General features: G+C 72.1%; 19 protein-coding genes. 3 read left to right on the top strand and 16 right to left on the bottom strand.

Translation table 11 applies throughout. The features are described 5' to 3' along the window. The 7 genes from LQ940_RS10795 to LQ940_RS10825 all read right to left on the bottom strand — a co-directional run bounded on the left by LQ940_RS10795 (window position 1) and on the right by LQ940_RS10825 (window position 7,004). On the bottom strand, window positions 1–531 hold the full coding sequence (locus LQ940_RS10795; protein ID WP_231243456.1) for an FxsA family protein: 531 nt from the start codon (window positions 529–531) through the stop codon (window positions 1–3). Next, window positions 528–1,292, bottom strand: coding sequence for a polyprenol monophosphomannose synthase (locus LQ940_RS10800; protein WP_231243457.1), 765 nt, complete (start codon window positions 1,290–1,292; stop codon window positions 528–530). Before LQ940_RS10800 ends, LQ940_RS10795 begins: the two co-directional genes overlap by 4 nt. Then, complete coding sequence (gene lnt, locus LQ940_RS10805; protein ID WP_231243458.1) at window positions 1,289–2,827, bottom strand: apolipoprotein N-acyltransferase; 1,539 nt, start codon at window positions 2,825–2,827, stop codon at window positions 1,289–1,291. Before lnt ends, LQ940_RS10800 begins: the two co-directional genes overlap by 4 nt. 427 nt (window positions 2,828–3,254) lie before the next feature. Continuing rightward, window positions 3,255–3,650, bottom strand: coding sequence for a hotdog domain-containing protein (locus LQ940_RS10810; RefSeq protein WP_231243459.1), 396 nt, complete (start codon window positions 3,648–3,650; stop codon window positions 3,255–3,257). Continuing rightward, entirely contained in the window at window positions 3,650–4,402 is a 753-nt protein-coding gene (locus LQ940_RS10815; RefSeq protein ID WP_231243460.1) for an OAM dimerization domain-containing protein, read from the bottom strand. The genes LQ940_RS10810 and LQ940_RS10815 overlap by 1 nt, the downstream gene beginning before the upstream one ends. Then, window positions 4,399–5,973 (bottom strand): lysine 5,6-aminomutase subunit alpha, encoded by a 1,575-nt coding sequence (locus tag LQ940_RS10820; RefSeq protein WP_231243461.1) that lies wholly within the window; start codon window positions 5,971–5,973, stop codon window positions 4,399–4,401. Before LQ940_RS10820 ends, LQ940_RS10815 begins: the two co-directional genes overlap by 4 nt. Further along, window positions 5,970–7,004, bottom strand: a complete 1,035-nt coding sequence (locus LQ940_RS10825) for an L-erythro-3,5-diaminohexanoate dehydrogenase (protein ID WP_231243462.1) — start codon at window positions 7,002–7,004, stop codon at window positions 5,970–5,972. The genes LQ940_RS10820 and LQ940_RS10825 overlap by 4 nt, the downstream gene beginning before the upstream one ends. Before the next feature lie 144 nt (window positions 7,005–7,148). On the opposite strand from LQ940_RS10825, the gene LQ940_RS10830 reads away from it, so the two are divergent. Then, entirely contained in the window at window positions 7,149–8,603 is a 1,455-nt protein-coding gene (locus LQ940_RS10830; RefSeq protein ID WP_231243463.1) for a KamA family radical SAM protein, read from the top strand. 117 nt (window positions 8,604–8,720) lie between these two features. Here the strand turns inward: LQ940_RS10830 and LQ940_RS10835 are convergent, their stop codons facing one another. Beyond that, entirely contained in the window at window positions 8,721–9,176 is a 456-nt protein-coding gene (locus tag LQ940_RS10835; protein WP_269217202.1) for an Lrp/AsnC family transcriptional regulator, read from the bottom strand. Between the two features lie 68 nt (window positions 9,177–9,244). On the opposite strand from LQ940_RS10835, the gene LQ940_RS10840 reads away from it, so the two are divergent. Next, window positions 9,245–10,147, top strand: coding sequence for a 5'-3' exonuclease (locus tag LQ940_RS10840; protein WP_269214771.1), 903 nt, complete (start codon window positions 9,245–9,247; stop codon window positions 10,145–10,147). A gap of 34 nt (window positions 10,148–10,181) precedes the next feature. Further along, complete coding sequence (locus LQ940_RS10845) at window positions 10,182–10,841, top strand: NAD(P)H-binding protein (RefSeq protein ID WP_231243465.1); 660 nt, start codon at window positions 10,182–10,184, stop codon at window positions 10,839–10,841. A 193-nt stretch (window positions 10,842–11,034) separates the two neighbouring features. Here the strand turns inward: LQ940_RS10845 and LQ940_RS10850 are convergent, their stop codons facing one another. From LQ940_RS10850 to LQ940_RS10885, 8 genes are read right to left on the bottom strand one after another with little or no spacing between them, the layout of a single operon-like run. Next, a complete protein-coding gene (locus LQ940_RS10850) occupies window positions 11,035–13,857 on the bottom strand; it encodes a DEAD/DEAH box helicase (protein ID WP_231243466.1) in 2,823 nt (940 codons plus the stop codon). Beyond that, window positions 13,854–14,729, bottom strand: a complete 876-nt coding sequence (locus tag LQ940_RS10855; protein WP_231243467.1) for a diacylglycerol/lipid kinase family protein — start codon at window positions 14,727–14,729, stop codon at window positions 13,854–13,856. Before LQ940_RS10855 ends, LQ940_RS10850 begins: the two co-directional genes overlap by 4 nt. Window positions 14,730–14,755: 26 nt before the next feature. Next, window positions 14,756–15,166 (bottom strand): hypothetical protein, encoded by a 411-nt coding sequence (locus LQ940_RS10860; RefSeq protein WP_231243468.1) that lies wholly within the window; start codon window positions 15,164–15,166, stop codon window positions 14,756–14,758. Beyond that, window positions 15,163–15,999, bottom strand: coding sequence for a twin-arginine translocase subunit TatC (gene tatC, locus LQ940_RS10865; RefSeq protein ID WP_231243469.1), 837 nt, complete (start codon window positions 15,997–15,999; stop codon window positions 15,163–15,165). The genes LQ940_RS10860 and tatC overlap by 4 nt, the downstream gene beginning before the upstream one ends. Window positions 16,000–16,027: 28 nt before the next feature. After that, window positions 16,028–16,300 carry a twin-arginine translocase TatA/TatE family subunit gene (tatA, locus tag LQ940_RS10870; protein ID WP_231365021.1) on the bottom strand — a complete coding sequence of 91 codons (273 nt, stop codon included), beginning with the start codon at window positions 16,298–16,300 and terminating at the stop codon, window positions 16,028–16,030. Window positions 16,301–16,357: 57 nt separating this feature from the next. Then, window positions 16,358–17,344 (bottom strand): helix-turn-helix transcriptional regulator, encoded by a 987-nt coding sequence (locus tag LQ940_RS10875; protein WP_231243471.1) that lies wholly within the window; start codon window positions 17,342–17,344, stop codon window positions 16,358–16,360. Further along, window positions 17,341–18,309 (bottom strand): helix-turn-helix transcriptional regulator, encoded by a 969-nt coding sequence (locus LQ940_RS10880; protein ID WP_231243472.1) that lies wholly within the window; start codon window positions 18,307–18,309, stop codon window positions 17,341–17,343. The genes LQ940_RS10875 and LQ940_RS10880 overlap by 4 nt, the downstream gene beginning before the upstream one ends. Before the next feature lie 10 nt (window positions 18,310–18,319). Continuing rightward, window positions 18,320–19,255, bottom strand: coding sequence for an FKBP-type peptidyl-prolyl cis-trans isomerase (locus LQ940_RS10885; RefSeq protein WP_231243473.1), 936 nt, complete (start codon window positions 19,253–19,255; stop codon window positions 18,320–18,322). Window positions 19,256–19,415: the final 160 nt, after the last annotated feature.

Raw genomic sequence — 19,415 nt, forward strand, 5'->3', positions numbered from 1 at the left:
TCAGGAAGGCGGCGGATCGATGACGTCGCCCTGAACGACGTCACCCGGGCCACCAGGACCACCGGGACGACCCGGACCAGCGGGGCCGCCCGCGTTCCCCGGGCCCCGCGGAGCGGTGCCGCCCGGCGGACGGCGCGTGCTCACGACCAGGACCCGCCGGGTCACGAACGCCGTCAGCAGCCGCCGGAAGACCGGCCTGGTGACAGGAAGGATCAGCAGGATGCCGAATGCGTCGGTGACGAACCCCGGGCTGAGCATCAGGGTGCCGCCGATGAGGATCAGGGCTCCGTCCGCCAGCTCGCGCGCGGGCATCGTGCCGGTGCCGATGGCGCCGTTGAGCGCCCGCCACGCCCGAGCGCCCTCGCGCCGGATCAGCCAGCCGCCGAGGATGCTGGCGGCCACGAGCAGCAGGATCGTCCACCAGGCTCCGATCACCTGACCCACCTGGATGAGCACGTAGAGCTCCAGGAGCGGGACGACGACCAGGGCCAGCACCAGCACCCAGCCCAGGCGGCTGCGGCGCGGGCTCATCGCGCCCCTCCGCGCCGCCGCACCGCACGGCGTACCTGCTGGGCGCGCTCGCCCAGGCCCCATCGGGTGATCCGCACGAGCGACTCCCGCGCGACCTCCGGGGTCATCTTGGAGTCGCCGCGCACCCGCTCGACGAACTCGATCGGCACCTCGCGCACCGTCAGCCCCGCGTGCAGGGTCCGGAACACCAGGTCGGTCTGGAAGACGTAGCCGGTGGAGCGGACCTGGTCGAGGTCGATCTTCTCCAGGGCGCTGCTGCGGAAGAGCCGGAAGCCGGAGGTCGCGTCGTGGACGTCGATGCCCAGCAGCACGCGCACGTAGAGGTTGCCGCCGCGAGACAGGGCCTGACGCGAGCGGGGCCAGTTGACCACCGAGCCGCCGGGGATCCACCGGGACCCGATCACCAGGTCGGCCCCGACGATCGCGTCCAGGAGCCCGCCGAGCTCCTCTGGCTGGTGGGAGCCGTCGGCGTCCATCTCCCCGATGACGTCGTAGCCCTCCTGCAGTGCCCAGCGGAACCCCTCGACGTACGCCGCGCCGAGCCCTTCCTTCGCGCGGCGGTGCAGCACCTGCACGTGGGGGTCCTCGGCGGCGAGGCCGTCGGCGAGGTCACCGGTCCCGTCGGGGGACGCGTCGTCGACCACGAGGATGTCGACCTCGGGCTGGGCACGGCGCAGCCGCTGCACGATCAAGGGCAGGTTGGCCGCCTCGTTGTACGTGGGCACGACGATCACCACGCGCCCGACGTCGGCGATGCTCATGTCAGTACCTCGTCACGCGCGGGCTCGGCCGGTGCGGGCTCGCGGCCCCCGGTCCTGGGCCTCCGACGATACGCGAGGGCACCCAGCAGCAGCACCGCCACGGTGGCCACCGCGCAGCCCCGCCCGATCCACGGTGCGAGACGGACGCCGGGCGTCACCCCGCCCATCAGCGCGACCTCCTCCACGAGCACCGCGCGGGTGCGGGGGTCGGCGGTCGCCACGACGTCGCCGTCGGGCGAGATGACTCCGGAGATGCCGTTGGTCGAGGCGACCACCAGCCACTTGCCGGTCTCGACCGCGCGCAGCCGGGTCATCGCGAACTGCTGGTCGATCTGGTCGGTGAAGATGAAGCTGGCGTTGCTGGTCTGCACGGTCAGGAGCTCGGCTCCGCGCGTGACCTGGTCGTAGATGCCGTCGTCGTAGGCGATGTCGAAGCAGATCGAGTCGGCGATCTCCACGCCGGCGACCCGCAGGGGGGTCTCGCGGGTCCCGCTGAGCATGTCGCGCGGGATGAGCGCGAGCTTGCCGAAGGTGCCCGAGAGGTACTTGCGGAACGGGATGTACTCGCCGTACGGCACCGGGTGGCGCTTGGTGTAGCGCTCCCCCGCGCCCGTCACGGGGTCCCACACGATGCCCTGGTTGAGGACGTGGTCGGGCCCGGAGTCCACGATCGCGCCCACCAGCACCGGCACCCCGATCGCCGCCACGGCCTCCCGGATCCCGGCATTGACGCTCGGGTCGGTGAACGGGTCGCTCGCCGTGGAGTTCTCCGGCCAGAGCACGAAGTCGGGGCGCGGCGCGGTGCCGGCCTCCACCTCGGCCGCGAGGTCCACCGTGGCGTCGACGTGGTTGCGGGTGACCTGCTCGGCGTCGTAGAGGATGTTGTTGCCGGGGCCGGGCACGTCTCCCTGCACTGCGGCCACGGTCGCGGTGCCGGTCTCCTCCAGGGAGTACGGCATCAGGGCCGGCAGCAGCGTGAGCGCGAGCAGGCCGACCGCGGCCCCCGCGGCCACGAGCCGCTCACGGGCCCGGGCCACCACCACCCAGGCCAGCAGGCTCCCGAGGCCGGCGAGCAGCAGGCTGACGCCGACGGCGCCGACGTAGGCCAGGGCGGGTGCCACCGGCGTGTCGACGACCGCGAAGGAGAGCCGACCCCACGGCATCCCGCTGAAGGGCCAGCCGCTGCGCACGACCTCCATCGTCACCCAGGCCGTGGCGGTCCACAGCGGCCACAGCCGGCGGCGGTGGAGGGCGGCGGTCACCGAGCCGAGGAGGCCGTAGAACGCCGCCTCGATGCCGGCCAGGGCGCCCCAGGCGTCGACCCCGACCGAGTCGCGCATCCACCAGATGTGGGTGAAGTAGAAGGCGACTCCGAAGGCCAGCCCGGGCACCCAGCCCGAGCGGGCCCGCAGCCCGCGGGTGCTGAGGACGAACCCGGCCACTGCCACGGGGAGCACGACGGGCCAGGCCACGGGCTCGAACGCTGCGGAGAGCAGCAGGCCGGCGGCCAGCGCGAGGAGGATCCGCTGCAGCACACTATGAAAACTACCGGGTGCCCTCGACCGGCATGATCCGCAGGTCCGGGAGGGCCCCAGGCCCCGTCGGCCATCCCGGGTCACGACCGGCTGCCGAGGTCGGGAAGTTGTCTAGGGGGCAAGGGGCCCTTCCGGGTCCGCTCTCGTGAGGGCGGACCGACCTCCGCGAACCACGTCGGACAGGTGAGTGGCGCCTTCACCCTCCGACCCGGCCACTCGGACGTCGGTACGCCGGCCACGATCTGCGTGAGCGGACGGCCCGACCTTCGTCCCCTGGCCGGGGACTGTCAACTGGTCGGTGACCTGCGCAAACGCGGGAAAGCGCAGGTCAGGGCCGCGACTCGCCTGTGGAAATTCATTGGCAAATTCCCCGCCGTCGCGGCGTGTCGCGCGACGGCACGCCGGACCGGATCGGGCGGGGCCTGGCTCAGGGAACCACCACGGTGCCGGTGGCGGTGGTGGCGACCACCGGGGGCTCCAGCACGGCCGCGGCGCCGGGGCTCTCCGGGGTGGCCGCGCCGCGGGCGACGACGAGGACGGCGAACTCCATCACCCGCGACCGGGTGCCCGCGCGGACCAGCTCGCAGGTCACCTCGAGGACGTCGCCGGCGCGCACCGGCGCCTTGAACTGCACGTCGGAGTAGGACGCGAACAACCCCTCGTCACCGTCGGTGCGGATGCACATCTCGGTCGCGACGTCGCCGAACAGGCCCAGGCTGTAGGCGCCGTCGACCAGGTTGCCGGCGTAGTGGGCGTGCGCGTAGGGCACGTAGCGGCGGTGCACCACCCGGGTGCCGACGAGCCCGTCGTGGGGACCGGTCATCAGGAGGCCTTCCTCTGCGTGAGCTGGTGGACGAGGTACGACGCCACCTCGCCGGGCGTCGTACCGCGGCTGAACACCCGGTCGACGCCGAGCTCCCCGGCCATCGCCTCGTCGAAGCGCGGGCCGCCCACGATCAGCAGCGGCCGCCGGTCGGAGGGGTAGGACTCCCGGAACGCCGCGGACATCTCGCGGGTGTTGAGCAGGTGCGCGTCGCGCTGGGTGACGACCTGGGAGACCAGGACGGCGTCGGCCCGCTCGGCCCGGGCGCGCTCGACGAGGTGCGGCACCGAGACCTGGGCGCCGAGGTTGACCACCTTGAGCTCGCGGTAGTACTCCAGGCCCTTCTCCCCCGCGAAGCCCTTGATGTTGAGGATCGCGTCGATGCCCACCGTGTGGGCGTCGGTGCCGATGCAGGCCCCGACGACGGTGAGGCGGCGCCGCAGCGCCCGCTTGATCGCCGCGTTGGCCTCCTTGGGGGTGAGCAGCGGGTAGTCCCGCTCCACGACCACGACCTGGCTGGTGTCGACGAGGTGGTTGACCCGCCCGTAGACGACGAAGAACGTGAAGTCCGGCCCCATGGGCTTGGCATGCACGACGAGGGCGGGGTCCATGCCCATCTTCTGGGCCAGCTGCGCCGCGGCGCCCTCGGCCACCTTGGAGTGGGCGATCGGGAGGGTGAAGCTGAGCTGCACCATCCCGTCGCCGGTCGTGTCGCCGTACGGGCGCACGACGCGCGGGGGCTGCTCGCTCACGCTTCCTCCAGGATCTCGGATGCGGGGTTGTAGTAGACGCCCGACTTCCGCGCCACGCCGTCCAGTCCGCGCCCCGCGTCGGCGGGGCGCTTCATGAGCCCGAACGTGCCGTCGGCGATCGCGTCCAGGAGGCCGTGGTCGTGCTCGAGGATGCGGTCCATCAGCTCGATCGACTCCCCCAGGACCTGGCGGGCGCGCTGCACGATGAAGCCGTCGGGCTCGGGGCGGAAGTCGCGGTGGAGCTCGCCGGCGGCATTCATCACGTAGCGGACGTTCTGCAGGGCCAGATCGCGGTCGGAGAGCCACGGGGTGACCACGGCCTCGGTCATCATCCCGACCAGCAGGATGCCCTGACCAGTCAGCGCGCCCACCAGGTTGAAGAACCCGTCGAGCAGGTAGCCGCGGAACACGTCGCCGGTCATGTGGCGCGTCGGCGGCATCCACTTCAGCGGCGCGTCGGGGAACAGCTCGCGTGCCAGCAGCGCGTGGGCCAGCTCCATGCGGAAGGAGTCGGGGACCTCGGGGTCGATCTCGAAGGCGTGGCCCAGGCCCAGCTGCCAGTCCTCGAGACCTGCCTCCTTGGCGAAGTACTCGTTGAGCAGCTGGCTGGTCGTGACAGTGTGCGCGGCCTCGAACGCGTCGGCGGTGGTGAGGTAGTTGTCCTCGCCGGTGTTGATGATGATGCCGGCGCGGGCGTGGACCTGGCGGCTGAAGCGCTGGTCGACGAAGGTGCGCACCGGGTTGATGTCGCGAAACAGGATCCCGTACATCGAGTCGTTGAGCATCATGTCGAGCCGCTCCAGGCCGGCCAGCGCCGCGATCTCGGGCATGCACAGGCCCGAGGCGTAGTTGGTCAGCCGGATGTAGCGCCCGAGCTCCTTGCCGGACTCGTCGAGCGCGGCGCGCATCAGGCGGAAGTTCTCCTGGGTCGCGTAGGTGCCGGCGAAGCCCTCGCGGGTGGCGCCCTCGGGCACGTAGTCGAGCAGGCTCTGCCCGGTCGAGCGGATCACCGCGATAACGTCGGCGCCCTCGCGGGCGGCCTGCTGGGCCTGCGGGATGTCCTCGTAGATGTCCCCGGTCGCGACGATCAGGTAGATCCACGGCGTGCGTGGCGCATCGCCCTGGCGCCGGATCATCCGCTCCCGCTCCACCCGGCGCTGGTCGATCCGCTTGATGCCGCGCGCCACCTGGCGCCGGCTCGCCGTACGGGCGCGCTGGGCGTCCCTGCCCTCGGGGAGGCGGAAGGTGACCGACCCGACCGACGCCTTCTGCGCCAGCGTGGCGAGGTCGTCGGCCTCGCCACGGACCAGCGCGTCCCACACGGGCAGGGCGACGCCGTGCTCCAGCCCGGTGTCGGCGCGTACGACGTCCATCAGCCGGTTGACCCAGGGGGTGCCCTCGGCGTCGGCCCCCTCGAGCCCGGCCAACCGCAGCGTGGCGCGCTCGACGGCGACGGTCGTGTGCTTCTTGGCGGTGGTGACGATCGGTCGCCCGACCTTGCGGGCCAGCGCCCGGGCCTGTCGGACGGTGGCGGGGTCCAGGTCGAGCTTGCCGCGGGGCCGGGGGCTCATCCGAGCCTGCTCTCGAAGAGGGCGCGTACGCCGTCGTGCTCGCGCAGCAGCTGCAGGGCGTAGGCGGCGTGGCCGGGCACGTAGCCGTTGCCGACGAGCATGGTCACGTCGGCGGCCAGGCCCTCGGCGCCGAGCGCCGCGGCGGAGAAGGAGGTGGCCATGGAGAAGAAGACGACCGTGCCCCCCTCGGCGGTGGCGAGGATCGCGCCGCCCTCGCAGCCGGGGACGTCCACGCAGACGACCGTGACGTCGGCGGGTCCCCCGGCCTTCTCGACCGCCTCGCGCAGCGCGACCGGGTTGCGGGCGTCGGCGACGACCACCTCGTCGGCCAGGCCAGCTGCCCGCAGGCGCCGCGCCTCGGCCTCGTGGGGTACGACGCCGACCAGGTGGCGGGCACCGGCCGCGCGGGCCGCGGCGAGGCTCAGCGACCCGGACTTGCCGCCGGCGCCGATCACGACGACCGTGGCGTCGGCGTACCCGGCGACGACCCGCGCGGTCAGCGCCGGCGCCCCGCAGACGTCCATGACCGACAGGCTCAGGGCGGTGGGCAGGTCGTCGGGCAGGACCGCGGCGATGGAGCGCCCGAAGAGGATCGCGTAGCCCTCGCAGGGAACCTGCTCGCCGCGGCCGTCCCAGCCCGCCAGGTCGTCCTCGATGACGAGCGGGGTCAGGGTCAGCGAGACGAGCGTGGCGACCCGGTCGCCGACCGCCAGGCCCAGGGGGGAGGCCGGGCCCACCTCCTCGACCACTCCGACGAGCATCCCTCCGGAGCCGGTCTCGGGGTTCTGCATCTTGCCGCGGCTCCGCACGATGTCGAGGACGGCGGCCCGAACGGCGTCGCCGTCGCCGGCGTGGGTGCGCTCGAGCTGGCGGTACGACGCGGCGTCGAGGTTGAGCCGCTGGACCCTGACCCGGACCTCGTCGGGCCACAGCTCGCGGCGGGTGTCGAGGCGCTGCGCCGCCTGCGGGAGGACGACGACGTCGTCGAGGACCCGGTGCAGGCCGGTCGGGTCGGCGTCACGGACCGTCATGCGGGCTGTCCTCCGTCTTGGCTGGGTAATTGCAGGAAATCATCCGGTGTGGCGGTGTACGAACCGGATGATCTCCACGTAGTCTACGCAGGAGTGTGGCGTGGCCCACCACCGACTCGCCGCCGACGACCCCCGGGAGCACCCATGAGCATCGAGACCGCCATCGACCTGGAGTCGGGCCAGCCCTACCCCTACCGGCGGGTCGAGCTGGTCGAGCCCGACTGGACCCGCTTCCCGGGGTGGCGCGACGTCACGCCGGTGGAGTGGGCCTCGGTGCAGTGGCAGCGGGCCCACTGCGTCAAGAACGTCCGCCAGCTGCGTGAGCTCCTGGGCGACCTGGTCGACGAGCGGTTCTACGCCGACCTCGAGCGCGACCAGGCCGAGCGCGCGACCATGTCGATGCTGGTGCCGCCGCAGATGATGAACACGATGCTGCCCCACGCCGTGCCGGCCGGGCCGGGCTCCCTCACCGAGGAGCTCTACGCCGACCCGGTGCGCCACTACATGATCCCGGTGTTCTCCGACCGCCGTACCGACTGGTCCTCGCACCCGCACGCGACGCGCGACTCGCTGCACGAGCACGACATGTGGGTCGCGGAGGGCCTCACCCACCGCTACCCGACCAAGGTGCTCGCCGAGCTGCTGCCGACGTGCCCGCAGTACTGCGGCCACTGCACCCGCATGGACCTGGTCGGCAACTCCACGCCCGTGATCGAGAAGCTGAAGTTCACGGCCAAGCCGGTGGACCGGCTGGACGCGATGATGGACTACCTGCGGCGTACCCCGTCGGTGCGCGACGTCGTGGTCTCCGGCGGCGACGTGGCCAACATGCCGTGGCCGCGCCTGGAGGACTTCCTCACGCGGCTGCTGGAGATCGACAACATCCGCGACATCCGGCTCGCCACCAAGGCCCTGGTCGGCCTGCCCCAGCACTGGCTGCAGGACGAGGTGCGCGCCGGCGTCGAGCGGGTCGCGGGGATCGCGCGCTCGCGGGGGGTGTCGATCGCGATCCACACCCACGCCAACCACGCCAACTCGATCACGCCGCTGGTGGCCGAGGCCTCGCGCGCCATGCTCGAGGCTGGGGTGCGCGACGTGCGCAACCAGGGCGTGCTGCTCAACGGCGTCAACGCCGACCCGCACGCGCTGCTCGACCTGTGCTTCCGGCTGCTCGACGGCGCGCAGATCATGCCCTACTACTTCTACATGTGCGACATGATCCCGTACTCGGAGCACTGGCGGGTCTCGGTCGGCGACGCCCAGCGGCTGCAGCACCACATCATGGGCTACCTGCCCGGCTTCGCGACGCCGCGGATCGTGTGCGACGTGCCGTTCGTCGGCAAGCGCTGGGTGCACCAGCTGGCGTCGTACGACGAGGTCCGGGGCATCTCGCACTGGACCAAGAACTACCGGACCTCCATCGAGGCCACCCAGGCCGAGGCCCTGTCGCGGACCTACGAGTACTACGACCCCATCCACACCCTGCCCGCCGAGGGCCAGGCCTGGTGGGACCAGCACGCCGACCTCGACTCCTCCGCCCTCAAGGCCGCCGAGGTCGCCGAGGCCTCCCGCCGCCTGGCCGCCCTCCAGGCGCACTGAGGCCGGCCCTCCCGGGCGCTGCCGGGTCGCGGACCCTGCGGTTTGGTCACAAACCGCGCGAATCGGCCAGTAGAACCTGCGGTTTGTGACCAAACCGCGGGTCCGCCGCGCGCAGGCTCAGCCGGTGACCGGGCGGTTGTCGTACGGCGTGGACAGCACGATCGTGGTCCGGGTGGAGACGTTGGCGGCCGCGCGGACGCGCGCGAGCAGGTCCTCCAGGTCGGCCGGCGTGGGAACCCGGATCTTGAGGATGTAGGACTCCTCCCCCGCGACCGACCAGCAGCACTCGATCTCCGGGATGTCGCGCAGCCGCTCCGGCGAGTCGTCGGGCTGGGAGGGGTCGATCGGCCGGATCGAGATGAACGCCGTCAGCGGCAGGCCGATCTCGTCGTAGTTGATGGTGGCGCCGTAGCCCAGGATCAGTCGGCGCTGCTCGAGCCGCTTGACGCGCTGGTGCACCGCGGACGTCGAGAGGCCCGTCGCCTTCCCGAGGTCGGTGAAGGACATCCGCCCATCGCGGGCCAGGAGTTCGAGGATCCTGCGGTCGGTTGACTCGAGGTCGGTCGCTGCCACGCGGCACAGACTAGACCCAGCGCCGTGGCAGGATGCGCGACGTGACCAGCCCGCAGAACGGCCGTTTGATGCTCCTCGACACCGCCTCGATGTACTTCCGGGCCTTCTACGGCGTCCCGGAGATCACCGGGCCCGACGGTACGCCGGTCAACGCCGTGCGCGGGCTGATGGACTTCATCTCCCGGCTCGTGGACCAGTACCGCCCCACCGACCTGGTCTGCTGCTGGGACAACGACTGGCGCCCGCAGTGGCGGGTGGACCTGCTGCCGTCGTACAAGGGTCACCGCGTCGTGGAGGAGGTCGCCACCGCTCCGGACGTCGAGGAGGTGCCCGACCCGCTCCAGGTGCAGGTGCCGATCATCTTGGAGGTCCTCGAGGCGTTCGGGATCCGGGTGATCGGTGCCGACGGCTACGAGGCCGACGACGTCATCGGGACCCTCGCGACCGGGGCCGGGCAGCCGGTGGACATCGTGACCGGCGACCGGGACCTGTTCCAGCTGGTCGACGACGACGCGGACGTGCGGGTGCTCTACATCGCCCGCGGCGTGGGCAACCACGAGCAGGTCACCAACGACTGGGTGCGCTCGAAGTACGGCGTCGACGCCCACCAGTACGCCGACTTCGCGACCATGCGTGGCGACGCCTCCGATGGGCTGCCGGGGGTCCCGGGGGTCGGCGAGAAGACCGCCGCGACCCTGTTGGGGCGCTTCGGCGACATGGACGGGATCATCGCGGCCGCCCAGGACCCCGCCAGCGACATGGGCCCCGGTCCGCGCGGCAAGATCAAGGCCGCCGCGGAGTACCTCGCGGTCGCGCCCCAGGTGGTCGCGGTCGCCCGGGACCTGGACCTCGAGCGCGGCGGCTGGGCGCTGCCCTCGTGCGCCGCCGACCCGGAGCGGGTGGCCGACCTGGCGGCGCGCTACGGGCTGGAGAGCCCCACCCAGCGGCTGCTAGCGGTCCTGGCCGGCTGAGAGCGGCGCTGGCTCGCCGCCGTACGGTGGGTACATGTCCCGCATCGCCATCGTCGGGGGCCACGGAGCCGTGGCCCGACACCTGCTGACCGTCCTGCGTCGTGCCGAGCACACACCGGTAGCGCTCGTGCGCCGCGAGGAGTACCGCGAGGAGCTCGAGGGCCGAGGCGCCGAGGTGCGCCTGCTCGACATCGAGCAGCAGGGCGCCGAGGCGTTCGCGGAGGCCTTCGAGGGGTGTGACGCGGTGGTCTTCGCGGCGGGTGGCGGCCCGGACGGCAACGTCGAGCGCAAGCGCACCGTCGACCTCGAGGGGTCGCTGAAGTCGATCCAGGGCGCGAAGCAGGCCGGCATCTCCCGGTTCGTGCAGGTCTCCGCCATCGGCGTCGACGAGCCGCTGCTTGCCGACACCGCCGAGGTCTGGGCGGCGTACGTCGTCGCCAAGCGCGACGCCGACGCCGCGCTGCGCGACAGCGGGCTGGCGTGGACGATCCTGCGCCCCGGACGCCTCACCGACGACCCGGCCACCGGCCGGGTCACCCTGGCCCCCGAGGTGCCCCGCGGTGACGTCACCCGCGCCGACGTCGCCGCCGTCATCGCCGCCGTGCTCGACCACGACGCCTCCATCGGGCACCAGTGGGAGCTCGTCAACGGCTCCACGCCCGTTCACGACGCCCTCGCCGCAGCCACCCGCTGACCCGCCGGGTCGCGGTTTGGTCACAAACCGCAGACCGGACCGCTCGTCGCCTGCGGTTTGTGACCAAACCGCACGCCGGTGGCCGACGCACCACGGTCGGAGCGTGCATACGCGGTTTGGTCACAAACCGCATCCTTCGGAGACTCGGACGTGCGGTTTGTGACCAAACCGCACGCCTAGGGGCGGGCCGACCTCACTCGGCGAGGCCCGAGTAGGCGACGACACCGCGACGGAGGGTGCGGACGAGGTCGCGGGAGGTGGCGCGGAGCGGGGAGTCACCGGCGGCGTCGGCGACCTGACCGGCCAGGTCGAGCAGCTGCTTCATCCACCGCACGAAGTCGCCGGCAGCGAGCTCGGACCCGCCGAGGACCTCGTCGAGGTCGTCGCCCTCGGCCCACCGGTAGGCGATCCAGGCGAAGCCGAGGTCGGGCTGGCGCAGGAAGTCGAGCTTGTGGGCGCGCTCGAGCTCGTCGAGCTCGGCCCACAGCCGCACCATCTCCGCGACCACCTCCTTGACGACCCCACCGGGCAGACGGGGCGCGCTGGCGTCGTCGGGCCGACGAGCCTCGAACACCAGGGTCGAGAGCACCGCCGCCAGCTGGGACGGCGAGAGGTCGTCCCAGAGGCCGCGCCGCAGCGCCTCGGCGGCGACCAGGTCCATGTCGGAGTACAGGCGCCGCAGGTGCCGGCCGCGGGGCGTCACGTCGTCCCCCTCGAGGTAGCCGAGCGACGTCAGCACCTCGCACACCCGGTCGAACTGGCGCGCGACGGTGTTGGTGCGCTGCTCGACGCGTCGGCGCAGCGTGGCGGCGTCGCGGTGCAGCTTGAACCACCGCTCCGCCCACCGGGCGTGGTCCTCGCGCTCGGGACAGGCGTGGCAGGGGTGCGCCTTGAGCTCGGCCCGCAGCGTGTCGATCTCGTCGACCACCGCCGGCGGCAGTCCGCCACCGGCGCGCCGTCCGGTCGCGGACGGCGGCGGCGCGGTCAGGTCGTGGGTGCGCGACCTCAGTGCCGAGGCCAGGTCGCGGCGCATCTGCGGGTTGCGCGGGTTGAAGCTCTTGGGCACCTTGAGCCGGGTCAGCGCCGACACCGGGACCGGGAAGTCGATCATCGCCAGCCGGCGCGCCTGGCGGTCGGCGGTGACGACGTACGGACGCGGGCCGTCGGGCGAGTAGCCGGGGTCGACGACGACCGCGAAGCCCGCGAACTTGCCGGCCGGCACCTGGATCACGTCGCCCACCTTGAGCTCCGCGAGCGAGGCGAGCGCCTCCTCGCGCCGGTCCGAGCGCCGGGCCCGGCTGGCGTTCTTCTCGGCGTCGCTGATGGCGCGCCGCAGCCCGGCGTACTCCATGAAGTCGCCCAGGTGGCAGGTCGCCGCCTCGACGTACCCGTCCAGCGCCTCCTCGGCCTTGCGCAGCTGCCGGGCCAACCCGACGACGGCCTTGTCGGCCTGGAACTGCGCGAACGACTGCTCCAGCAGCTCCCGGCTGCGCTCGCGGCCGAACTGGTGGACCAGATTGACCGCCATGTTGTACGACGGCCGGAACGACGACCGCAGCGGGTAGGTCCGGGTCGAGGCCAGACCCGCGAGCTCGCGCGGGTTCATCCCCGGCTGCCACAGCACGACGCCGTGCCCCTCGACGTCCAGGCCGCGGCGGCCGGCGCGACCGGTGAGCTGGGTGTACTCCCCCGGCGTGATGTCGGCGTGGGTCTCGCCGTTCCACTTCGAGAGCTTCTCGATCACGACGGTGCGGGCGGGCATGTTGATGCCCAGTGCCAGGGTCTCGGTCGCGAAGACCACCTTGCACAGCCCGCGCACGTAGAGCTCCTCGACGCACTGCTTGAACGCCGGCAGCATCCCGGCGTGGTGGGCGGCCACGCCGCGGGTGAGTCCGTCGAGGAAGTCGTGGTAGCCCAGGACGTGCAGGTCGTCCTCGGGCAGGTCGCGGCAGCTGGCCTCGACGAAGGCGAAGATCTGGTCGCGCTCCTCGGTGGTGGTCAGGCGTACCCCCGCGTTGAGGCACTGGGTCACCGCGGCGTCGCAGCCCACCCGGCTGAAGATGAACACGATCGCCGGGAGCAGCCCCTCGCGGTCGAGCCGGTCGATGACGTCGGGACGGCTGGGGATCCACACCCGGCGTCCGTTGCCGACCTGCCGGGGCCCGCCGGTGCGGCCGCCCCGTCCGCGCGGAGTACGGCGGTCCTTCATCCGCGAGGACGCCCAGTCGTCCCGGGCGATCCGGTTGAGCTCGTCGTTGACCGGGGCCCCCTCCTTGACGAAGCCGGCCGCCGCGTCGACGTCCGAGGAGGCGAACAGGTCCAGCAGCCGCCGGCCCACCATCACGTGCTGGTACAGCGGCACCGGGCGGCGCTCCTCGACGATGGTGGTCGTCTCCCCGCGCACGGTCGCGAGCCACTCGCCGAACTCCTCCGCGTTGGACACCGTCGCGGACAGGGAGACCAGCGCCACGGACTCGGGCAGGTGGATGATCACCTCCTCCCAGACGGCGCCGCGGGAGCGGTCGGCGAGGTAGTGGACCTCGTCCATCACCACGAAGCCGAGGCCCAGCAGCGTCCGGGAGCCGGCGTACAGCATGTTGCGCAGCACCTCGGTGGTCATCACCACGATCGGCGCCTCGCCGTTGATCGTGTTGTCGCCGGTGAGCAGGCCGACCTGCTCGGCGCCGTAGCGCGCCACCAGGTCGTGGTACTTCTGGTTCGACAGCGCCTTGATCGGGGTGGTGTAGAACGCCTTGCGACCCGTGGCCAGCGCCAGGTGGATCGCGAACTCGCCGACGATCGTCTTGCCCGACCCGGTCGGCGCGGCGACCAGGACGCCGCGCCCGTCCTCGATCTCGCGACAGGCGCGGTCCTGGAAGTCGTCGAGCGGGAAGTCGTAGTGGGCCGCGAAGTCGCGCAGCACGGGGTGGCGGCGGTCCTTGCGCTGGGCCGCGTAGCGCTCGGCGGGGCCGGGCTCGGCCGCGGACTGGGTGCGCGAGTGGTCGGAGGTGGTCATGACAGCAGGCTCAGTGCTCCTGGGACGCTTTCGATGGTGAGGGGCAGCGGACCGAACCGCTCGCCGTCGGCGTACCCCACGATGCCAGGTGCCGCAACCGTGACCCTGCGGGCCCGGTGCCGCTCGTACTGCGGATGGCTCATGTGGGTGCCGGTGAAGAGCCTGGGGTAGGTGCGGACCAGGTCCCGCCTGCTGATCGGCTTGATGACGATCACGTCGAGCAGGTCGTCGTCGAGCCGGGCGCCCTCGGCGATCCGCAGGCCCCCGCCGAACGACGGGCCGTTGCCGATCGCCACCAGCATGGCGGGCAGTCGCAGGACCGTGCCGTCCAGGTCGATCGTGTAGTCGAGCGGCCGGAAGGTACGCAGCTCCGCGAGGGTGGCCAGGTGGTAGCGCAGCTGCCCCTTCGGCCAGGTCATGCTGTTGGCGCGCTCGTTGACCACCGCGTCGAACCCCGCGGCCATGACGGTGACGTAGTAGCGCCCCTGGCACAGCGCCAGGTCCATCGTGGTGGTGCGGCCGGTCAGGACCCGGTCGGCCGCGGCGAGCGGGTCGGCGGGCAGGTCGACGTAGCGGGCCACGTCGTTGCCGGTCCCGGCGGGGATGATCCCGAGCGGGGTGTCGGTGCCGACGACCGCCTGGATCCCGAGGTTCGCCATGCCGTCCCCGCCCACCACGACCAGCGCGTCGACGCCCTCGGCGACCAGCGAGTGGGCCAGGTCGAGGCCCTCGTCGGCGTCGCGCCCCTGCGCCGCCCGGACGTCGTGGCCGCGGCTGCGGAGCCGCTCGAGTGCCACGGCGCCGTGCCGCGCTCCCTTGCCCCTGCCGGAGGTGGGGTTGGTCAGGAGCGCGATCACCCGGGTGTCGGCCACCCACGGAGCCTAGTGGGTGCGCATGCCTACCGGTGGCCGATCCGCAGGTGCACGGCGTAGCGCTCCGGCGATGCTCCGACCGCCATCGCCAGCCGCGCCAGCGCCTCGAGGACGAGGTCGGCGTCGAAGCCGGTGCCGGGCACCAGCAGCGTCAGGCGGCCGTCGTACGTCGCCAGGTGCAGCTGCCCGTGGCGCCAGGCCTGGTGGGTGCGCGAGCGCAACGGCGCGTCGGTGACCGGCTCGGGGTAGGCCTCGTCGACCGCGAGCAGGTCGCAGGGGAGCACGGGAGCCGCCTCGGGGCCGCTGCCGGTCAGTCGCCCGGCGACGAGGTGCCCGGTGCGCAGCCCGGAGTCGGAGGACCAGGTGACCTCCCGCTCCCCCAGCCAGTCGGGCAGGTCGAAGGGGTCGACGTCGAGGACGGTGACGGCGGCGCTCACAGGACCGAGGCCTCGTCGGGCGACAACCCGGAGTTGGGGTCGCTCCTGGCGCGGCGCCGGTCGTTGTAGCGGGCGATCTGCTCGGCGAGGAGGAACAGCAGCACCATCGGGACCGCCATGAACGTCATCGTGAAGGGGTCGGCCGACGGGGTGGCCACCGCCGCGAACACGAACACCCCGACGATGATCCAGGGCCGGTGGGCACCCAGCCCCTTGCCGGTCACGACGCCGGCGAGGTTGAGCAGCACCACGAACAGCGGGATCTCGAAGGCGATGCCGAACACCAGCAGCGTCCGGCTGAAGAACGTGAGGTACTCGTTGAACTCGACCAGGTTGGTCAGCCCGTCCGGGGTGAAGCCGATCAGGATCTCCAGGCCCTTGGGCAACGTGACGTAGCCGAGCAGCACGCCGGCGATGAACAGCGGCCCGGCGATGGCCGCGAAGATCCGCGACCAGCGCTTCTCCTTGTCGTGCAGCCCGGGCAGGATGAACGCCCAGATCTGGTACAGCCAGAACGGGCTGGTGGCGACGACGGCCGCGAGGCCGCAGAGCTTGAGGTAGAGCATCAGGCCGCCGCCCGCGCCGTTGGTCGTGGCCTCGGTGGCCCCGTTGGGCAGGGACTTCTGGGCCTGCAGGTAGGGGTCGTAGACCAGCTCGAACAGCGGGTCGAAGTAGACCAGGGCGACGGCGAGGCCGAGCAGGACGACCACCGTCATCTTCAGGATGCGCGCGCGCAGCTCCCGCAGGTGGTCGGACAGGGCCATCCGACCGTCGGGACCGACCGGGTGGACCGGCTTGCCCACGAACCACTGGACGACGCCGGAGATGGACACGCGGTGATGCTCTCAGGCCGCGGTGCGGTCAGCTGTTGCGGGTGTCGGACTGCTGCTCGGTGGGCGGCTGCGGCTGGGAGACCTGGGGGCCGACGGGGGGTGGGACGGGAGGCAGCTCGGCCGACGGGGTCACCGGCGGCGTGGTGGGGTCCTTCTCGTCGTCCTCGCGCAGGCCCTTGGTCTCGGCCTTGAAGATGCGCAGCGACTGCCCGGTGCTGCGGGCCAGGGCGGGGAGCTTGGCCGCACCGAAGACCAGGATGACGATGGCCAGGATGACGAGCCACTCGGCTCCATTCGGCATGCCAATCAGCGGGTAGGGCATCGGGACCTCATTACGTCGGGGGCGTGCGTCACTAGCCTACGCCGGGGGTGGCCGGTACAGGCGGAGGGCGTCGCCGGCCGCCGCCCGGAACGCCTCGCCGTACGCCGCGGGGGCGACGACGTCCGCGTGCGGGGCCAGGCGCAGCAGCAGCCGGGTCAGCCACCGCTGGTCGGCCACCTGGAGGTCCACCTCGAGGCTGCCGTCGCCCTGGGGACGCACCGCCTCCATCGGGTAGTACTCGGTCACCCAGTGCGCCTCGGGCCGCAGTCGCAGCGTCACCGGCGTGGTGTCGGAGGAGGAGGTGAACAGCCCGTCGCCCAGATCCCGGGGCTCGGTGTCCGGCCGGGAGACCGGCGTCTCGAGGGTCTCGGCCTGTGCGATCCGGTCCAGGCGGAACAGCCGCGGGGCCTCAGCGCTGTGGCACCAGGCGTCGAGGTAGGCGAGGCCGCGGTGGGTGATGACGCCGTGCGGGTCCACTACGCGCACGGACTCCTCGTCGCGGGCCGGCACGTAGTAGGTCAGGCGGATCTGGCGGCCGCGGCCGGCTGCGTCGCGCAGCCGTACGGCGAGCAGCGCCTGGTCGGCGTCGGCGGCGTTGACGCCCGGGTCGATCTGCGGGGCCGCGGAGCCCTCGGCGGCGGCCGCCTCGAGCTTGGCCAGGGCGCGGTCGACGACCTCCCGGGTCTCGTCCTTGGCGCCGCTGCGCAGCGCGCGCAGCGCCACGATGATCGCGCTCGCCTCGGTGGGGGTGAGGCGAAGCGGGCGGGCGAGGTAGTCGGCGTTGGAGACCCGGATGACCCCTGCCTCGAGGGCGTCGAGGTCGACGTCGATGAGGTCGTCGGGGTAGCCGCCCGGCAGCCCGCACATGAGCAGCACCTTCAGGTCCTTGACCAGCTGCTCCTCGGGGACCCCGAGCGCCGCCGCCGCGGTGTCGATGCGGACCTGCCCGTGGGTGTGCAGGAACGGCACCAGCGTGAGCAGCCGGGCGACCTGGTCCTTGGCGCCGGAGGGGGTGATGCTCACGCGGCTCCCCCCACTGCGCTCAGGCGCGACACGACCGCGTCGCGCAGCTCGGCCGGCTCCTCGACGTACACGTCGGCACCGTAGCCGAGCAGCTCGTCGGCCAGCCCGGTCGCGGTGCGGGTGAGGACCAGGCGGTCCCACGAGGTGCGGTCGTCGGGTCCGGTGACGCCCGGGGTCACCTCATCGGCCTCCCGCCGCAGCGGCAGGCCGGCACCGGCGCGGGCGAGGACGACCGCGCGCTCGTGGCGCGGTGCCGGGGCCAGTCGGCGCGCGACCTCGCTGACGTCGGTGCCGGGCGGGACCTCGTAGGCGCCGGCGGGACCGACCTTGCGAGCGCTCCCCCGCACCCGGGAGAGCCGGAACAGACGCTCGGCGTCCCGGTCGAGGTCGTGCCCGACGACGTACCACCGACCGGCGTAGCGCGCGACGCCCCAGGGGTGCAGGCGTCGCCGGCTGACCTCGCTCTGGCCGGACCGTACGTAGTCGAACTCGACGGCGCTGCGCTCCTGCACCGCCTCGAAGAACACGTCGAACGACGGCTCGTCCGCGCTCAGCCGAGGCTGCACGATGTCGAGCGCGGACACGTCGAGCGGCACGCCGAGGGCAGTGAGCTTGCGCACGACGTCGGTGGTGGCCTCGGCGAGCCGAGCGTGCTCCCACACCTTGGTGGCCAGGCCGATGATCGCGGCCTCGTCGGGCTCGAGGTCGATGTCGGGCAGCGCGAACTCATCGGGGCGGATGCGGTAGCCGGGCTCGTCGGCGAAGAACGCGTCCATCTGGCCGACCTCGATGGGCACCCCGAGGCTGCGCAGCTCCTCCTTGTCGCGCTCGAACATCTTCTCGAAGGCATCCGTGCTGGAGTCGGGGTAGAGCAGGCTGCGGATGCGCTCCTTGGGCACGAAGTGGCGCTGGACGAGCAGCATGATGAGCAGGTTGAGCAGTCGCTCGCTCTTGCGCTCGTTCACGACCGGCAGGCTACTTGGCCGAGATGATGTCGACCACGAAGTACAGGGTGCTGTTGGGCGGGATGGTCTCCTTGTCCGCGGCGTTGCCGTAGCCCAGGCTCGGCGGGATCGTGAGCAGCACCCGGCTGCCGACCTTGACCCCGTCCAGGCCCTGGGTCCAGCCCGGGATGACCTGGGTGAGCTTGAACTTCGCCGGCTCGGCGGAGAAGCTCTGGTCGAACGGCTCGGCGCCTTCGTAGACCGAGCCCAGGTAGTTGACGGTCAGCTCCATGTCCTGGGTGACCGGCTTGCCGGTGCCCTGCTTGACGACGGTGCGCAGCAGGTTGCCGTCGGTGGACGGCTTCTCGATGCCGGAGAAGTCGAACCCGGTCGGTTTGCCGTCCTTCTCGACGAGCGAGGGCTGGCGGCGCGCCGGGACGTCCTTGAGCACCGGCGTCCGCGGCGGCTTCATCAGGTCGAGGATGAGCAGCACGGTGTCCTTGTTGCCGATGCCCAGGCCGGGGTTGCCCATGTCGCCGAAGGCGTCCTTCGCCGACGACGTCACGGCCACGCGGGAGCCGATGGTCTGGCCGAGGAGAGCGTCCTTGAACGCGGCGGTGACCTCGTCGGACACCGGCACCGTCTCCGGCGCGCCGCTGTCGTAGGTGCTGTACGTCTTCTGCTGGGTGAAGCCGTTGCCGACCCAGTAGTTGACCGACACCTCGTCGCCCTCGGCGACCTCGGCGCCGTCGCCCTCGCTGAGGACCTCGATCTCGACCTCGTCGGCAACCAGCTTGTCCTTCCAGGTCACCTTGGGCTCCTCGCCGTACTCGCCGGAGATCTCCACCGCGGCGAGCCCCTCGAGCCCATCAGCTTCCTCCGCGGAGTCATCACCACACGCGGCGAGGATGGGCAGCAGGAGCGCGGACACGGCCAGGGCCGCGGCACGACGACGACGTGAGAGCAAGAGATTCACCTTCTGGAGCGGAGCATGACAGCGCGGTCACCCTACAAGCCGCGGCTGAGAGAACCCCAAGGCCCGGGGTCGGTCCGGGGCGGGGTTTGGTCACAAACCGCAGGCCGCAGCCATCACGTGATGCGGTTTGTGACCAAACCACAGGTGGGCG

It is taken from the genome of Nocardioides sp. cx-173 (genome assembly GCF_021117365.1).
Classification (GTDB): Bacteria; Actinomycetota; Actinomycetes; order Propionibacteriales; family Nocardioidaceae; genus Nocardioides.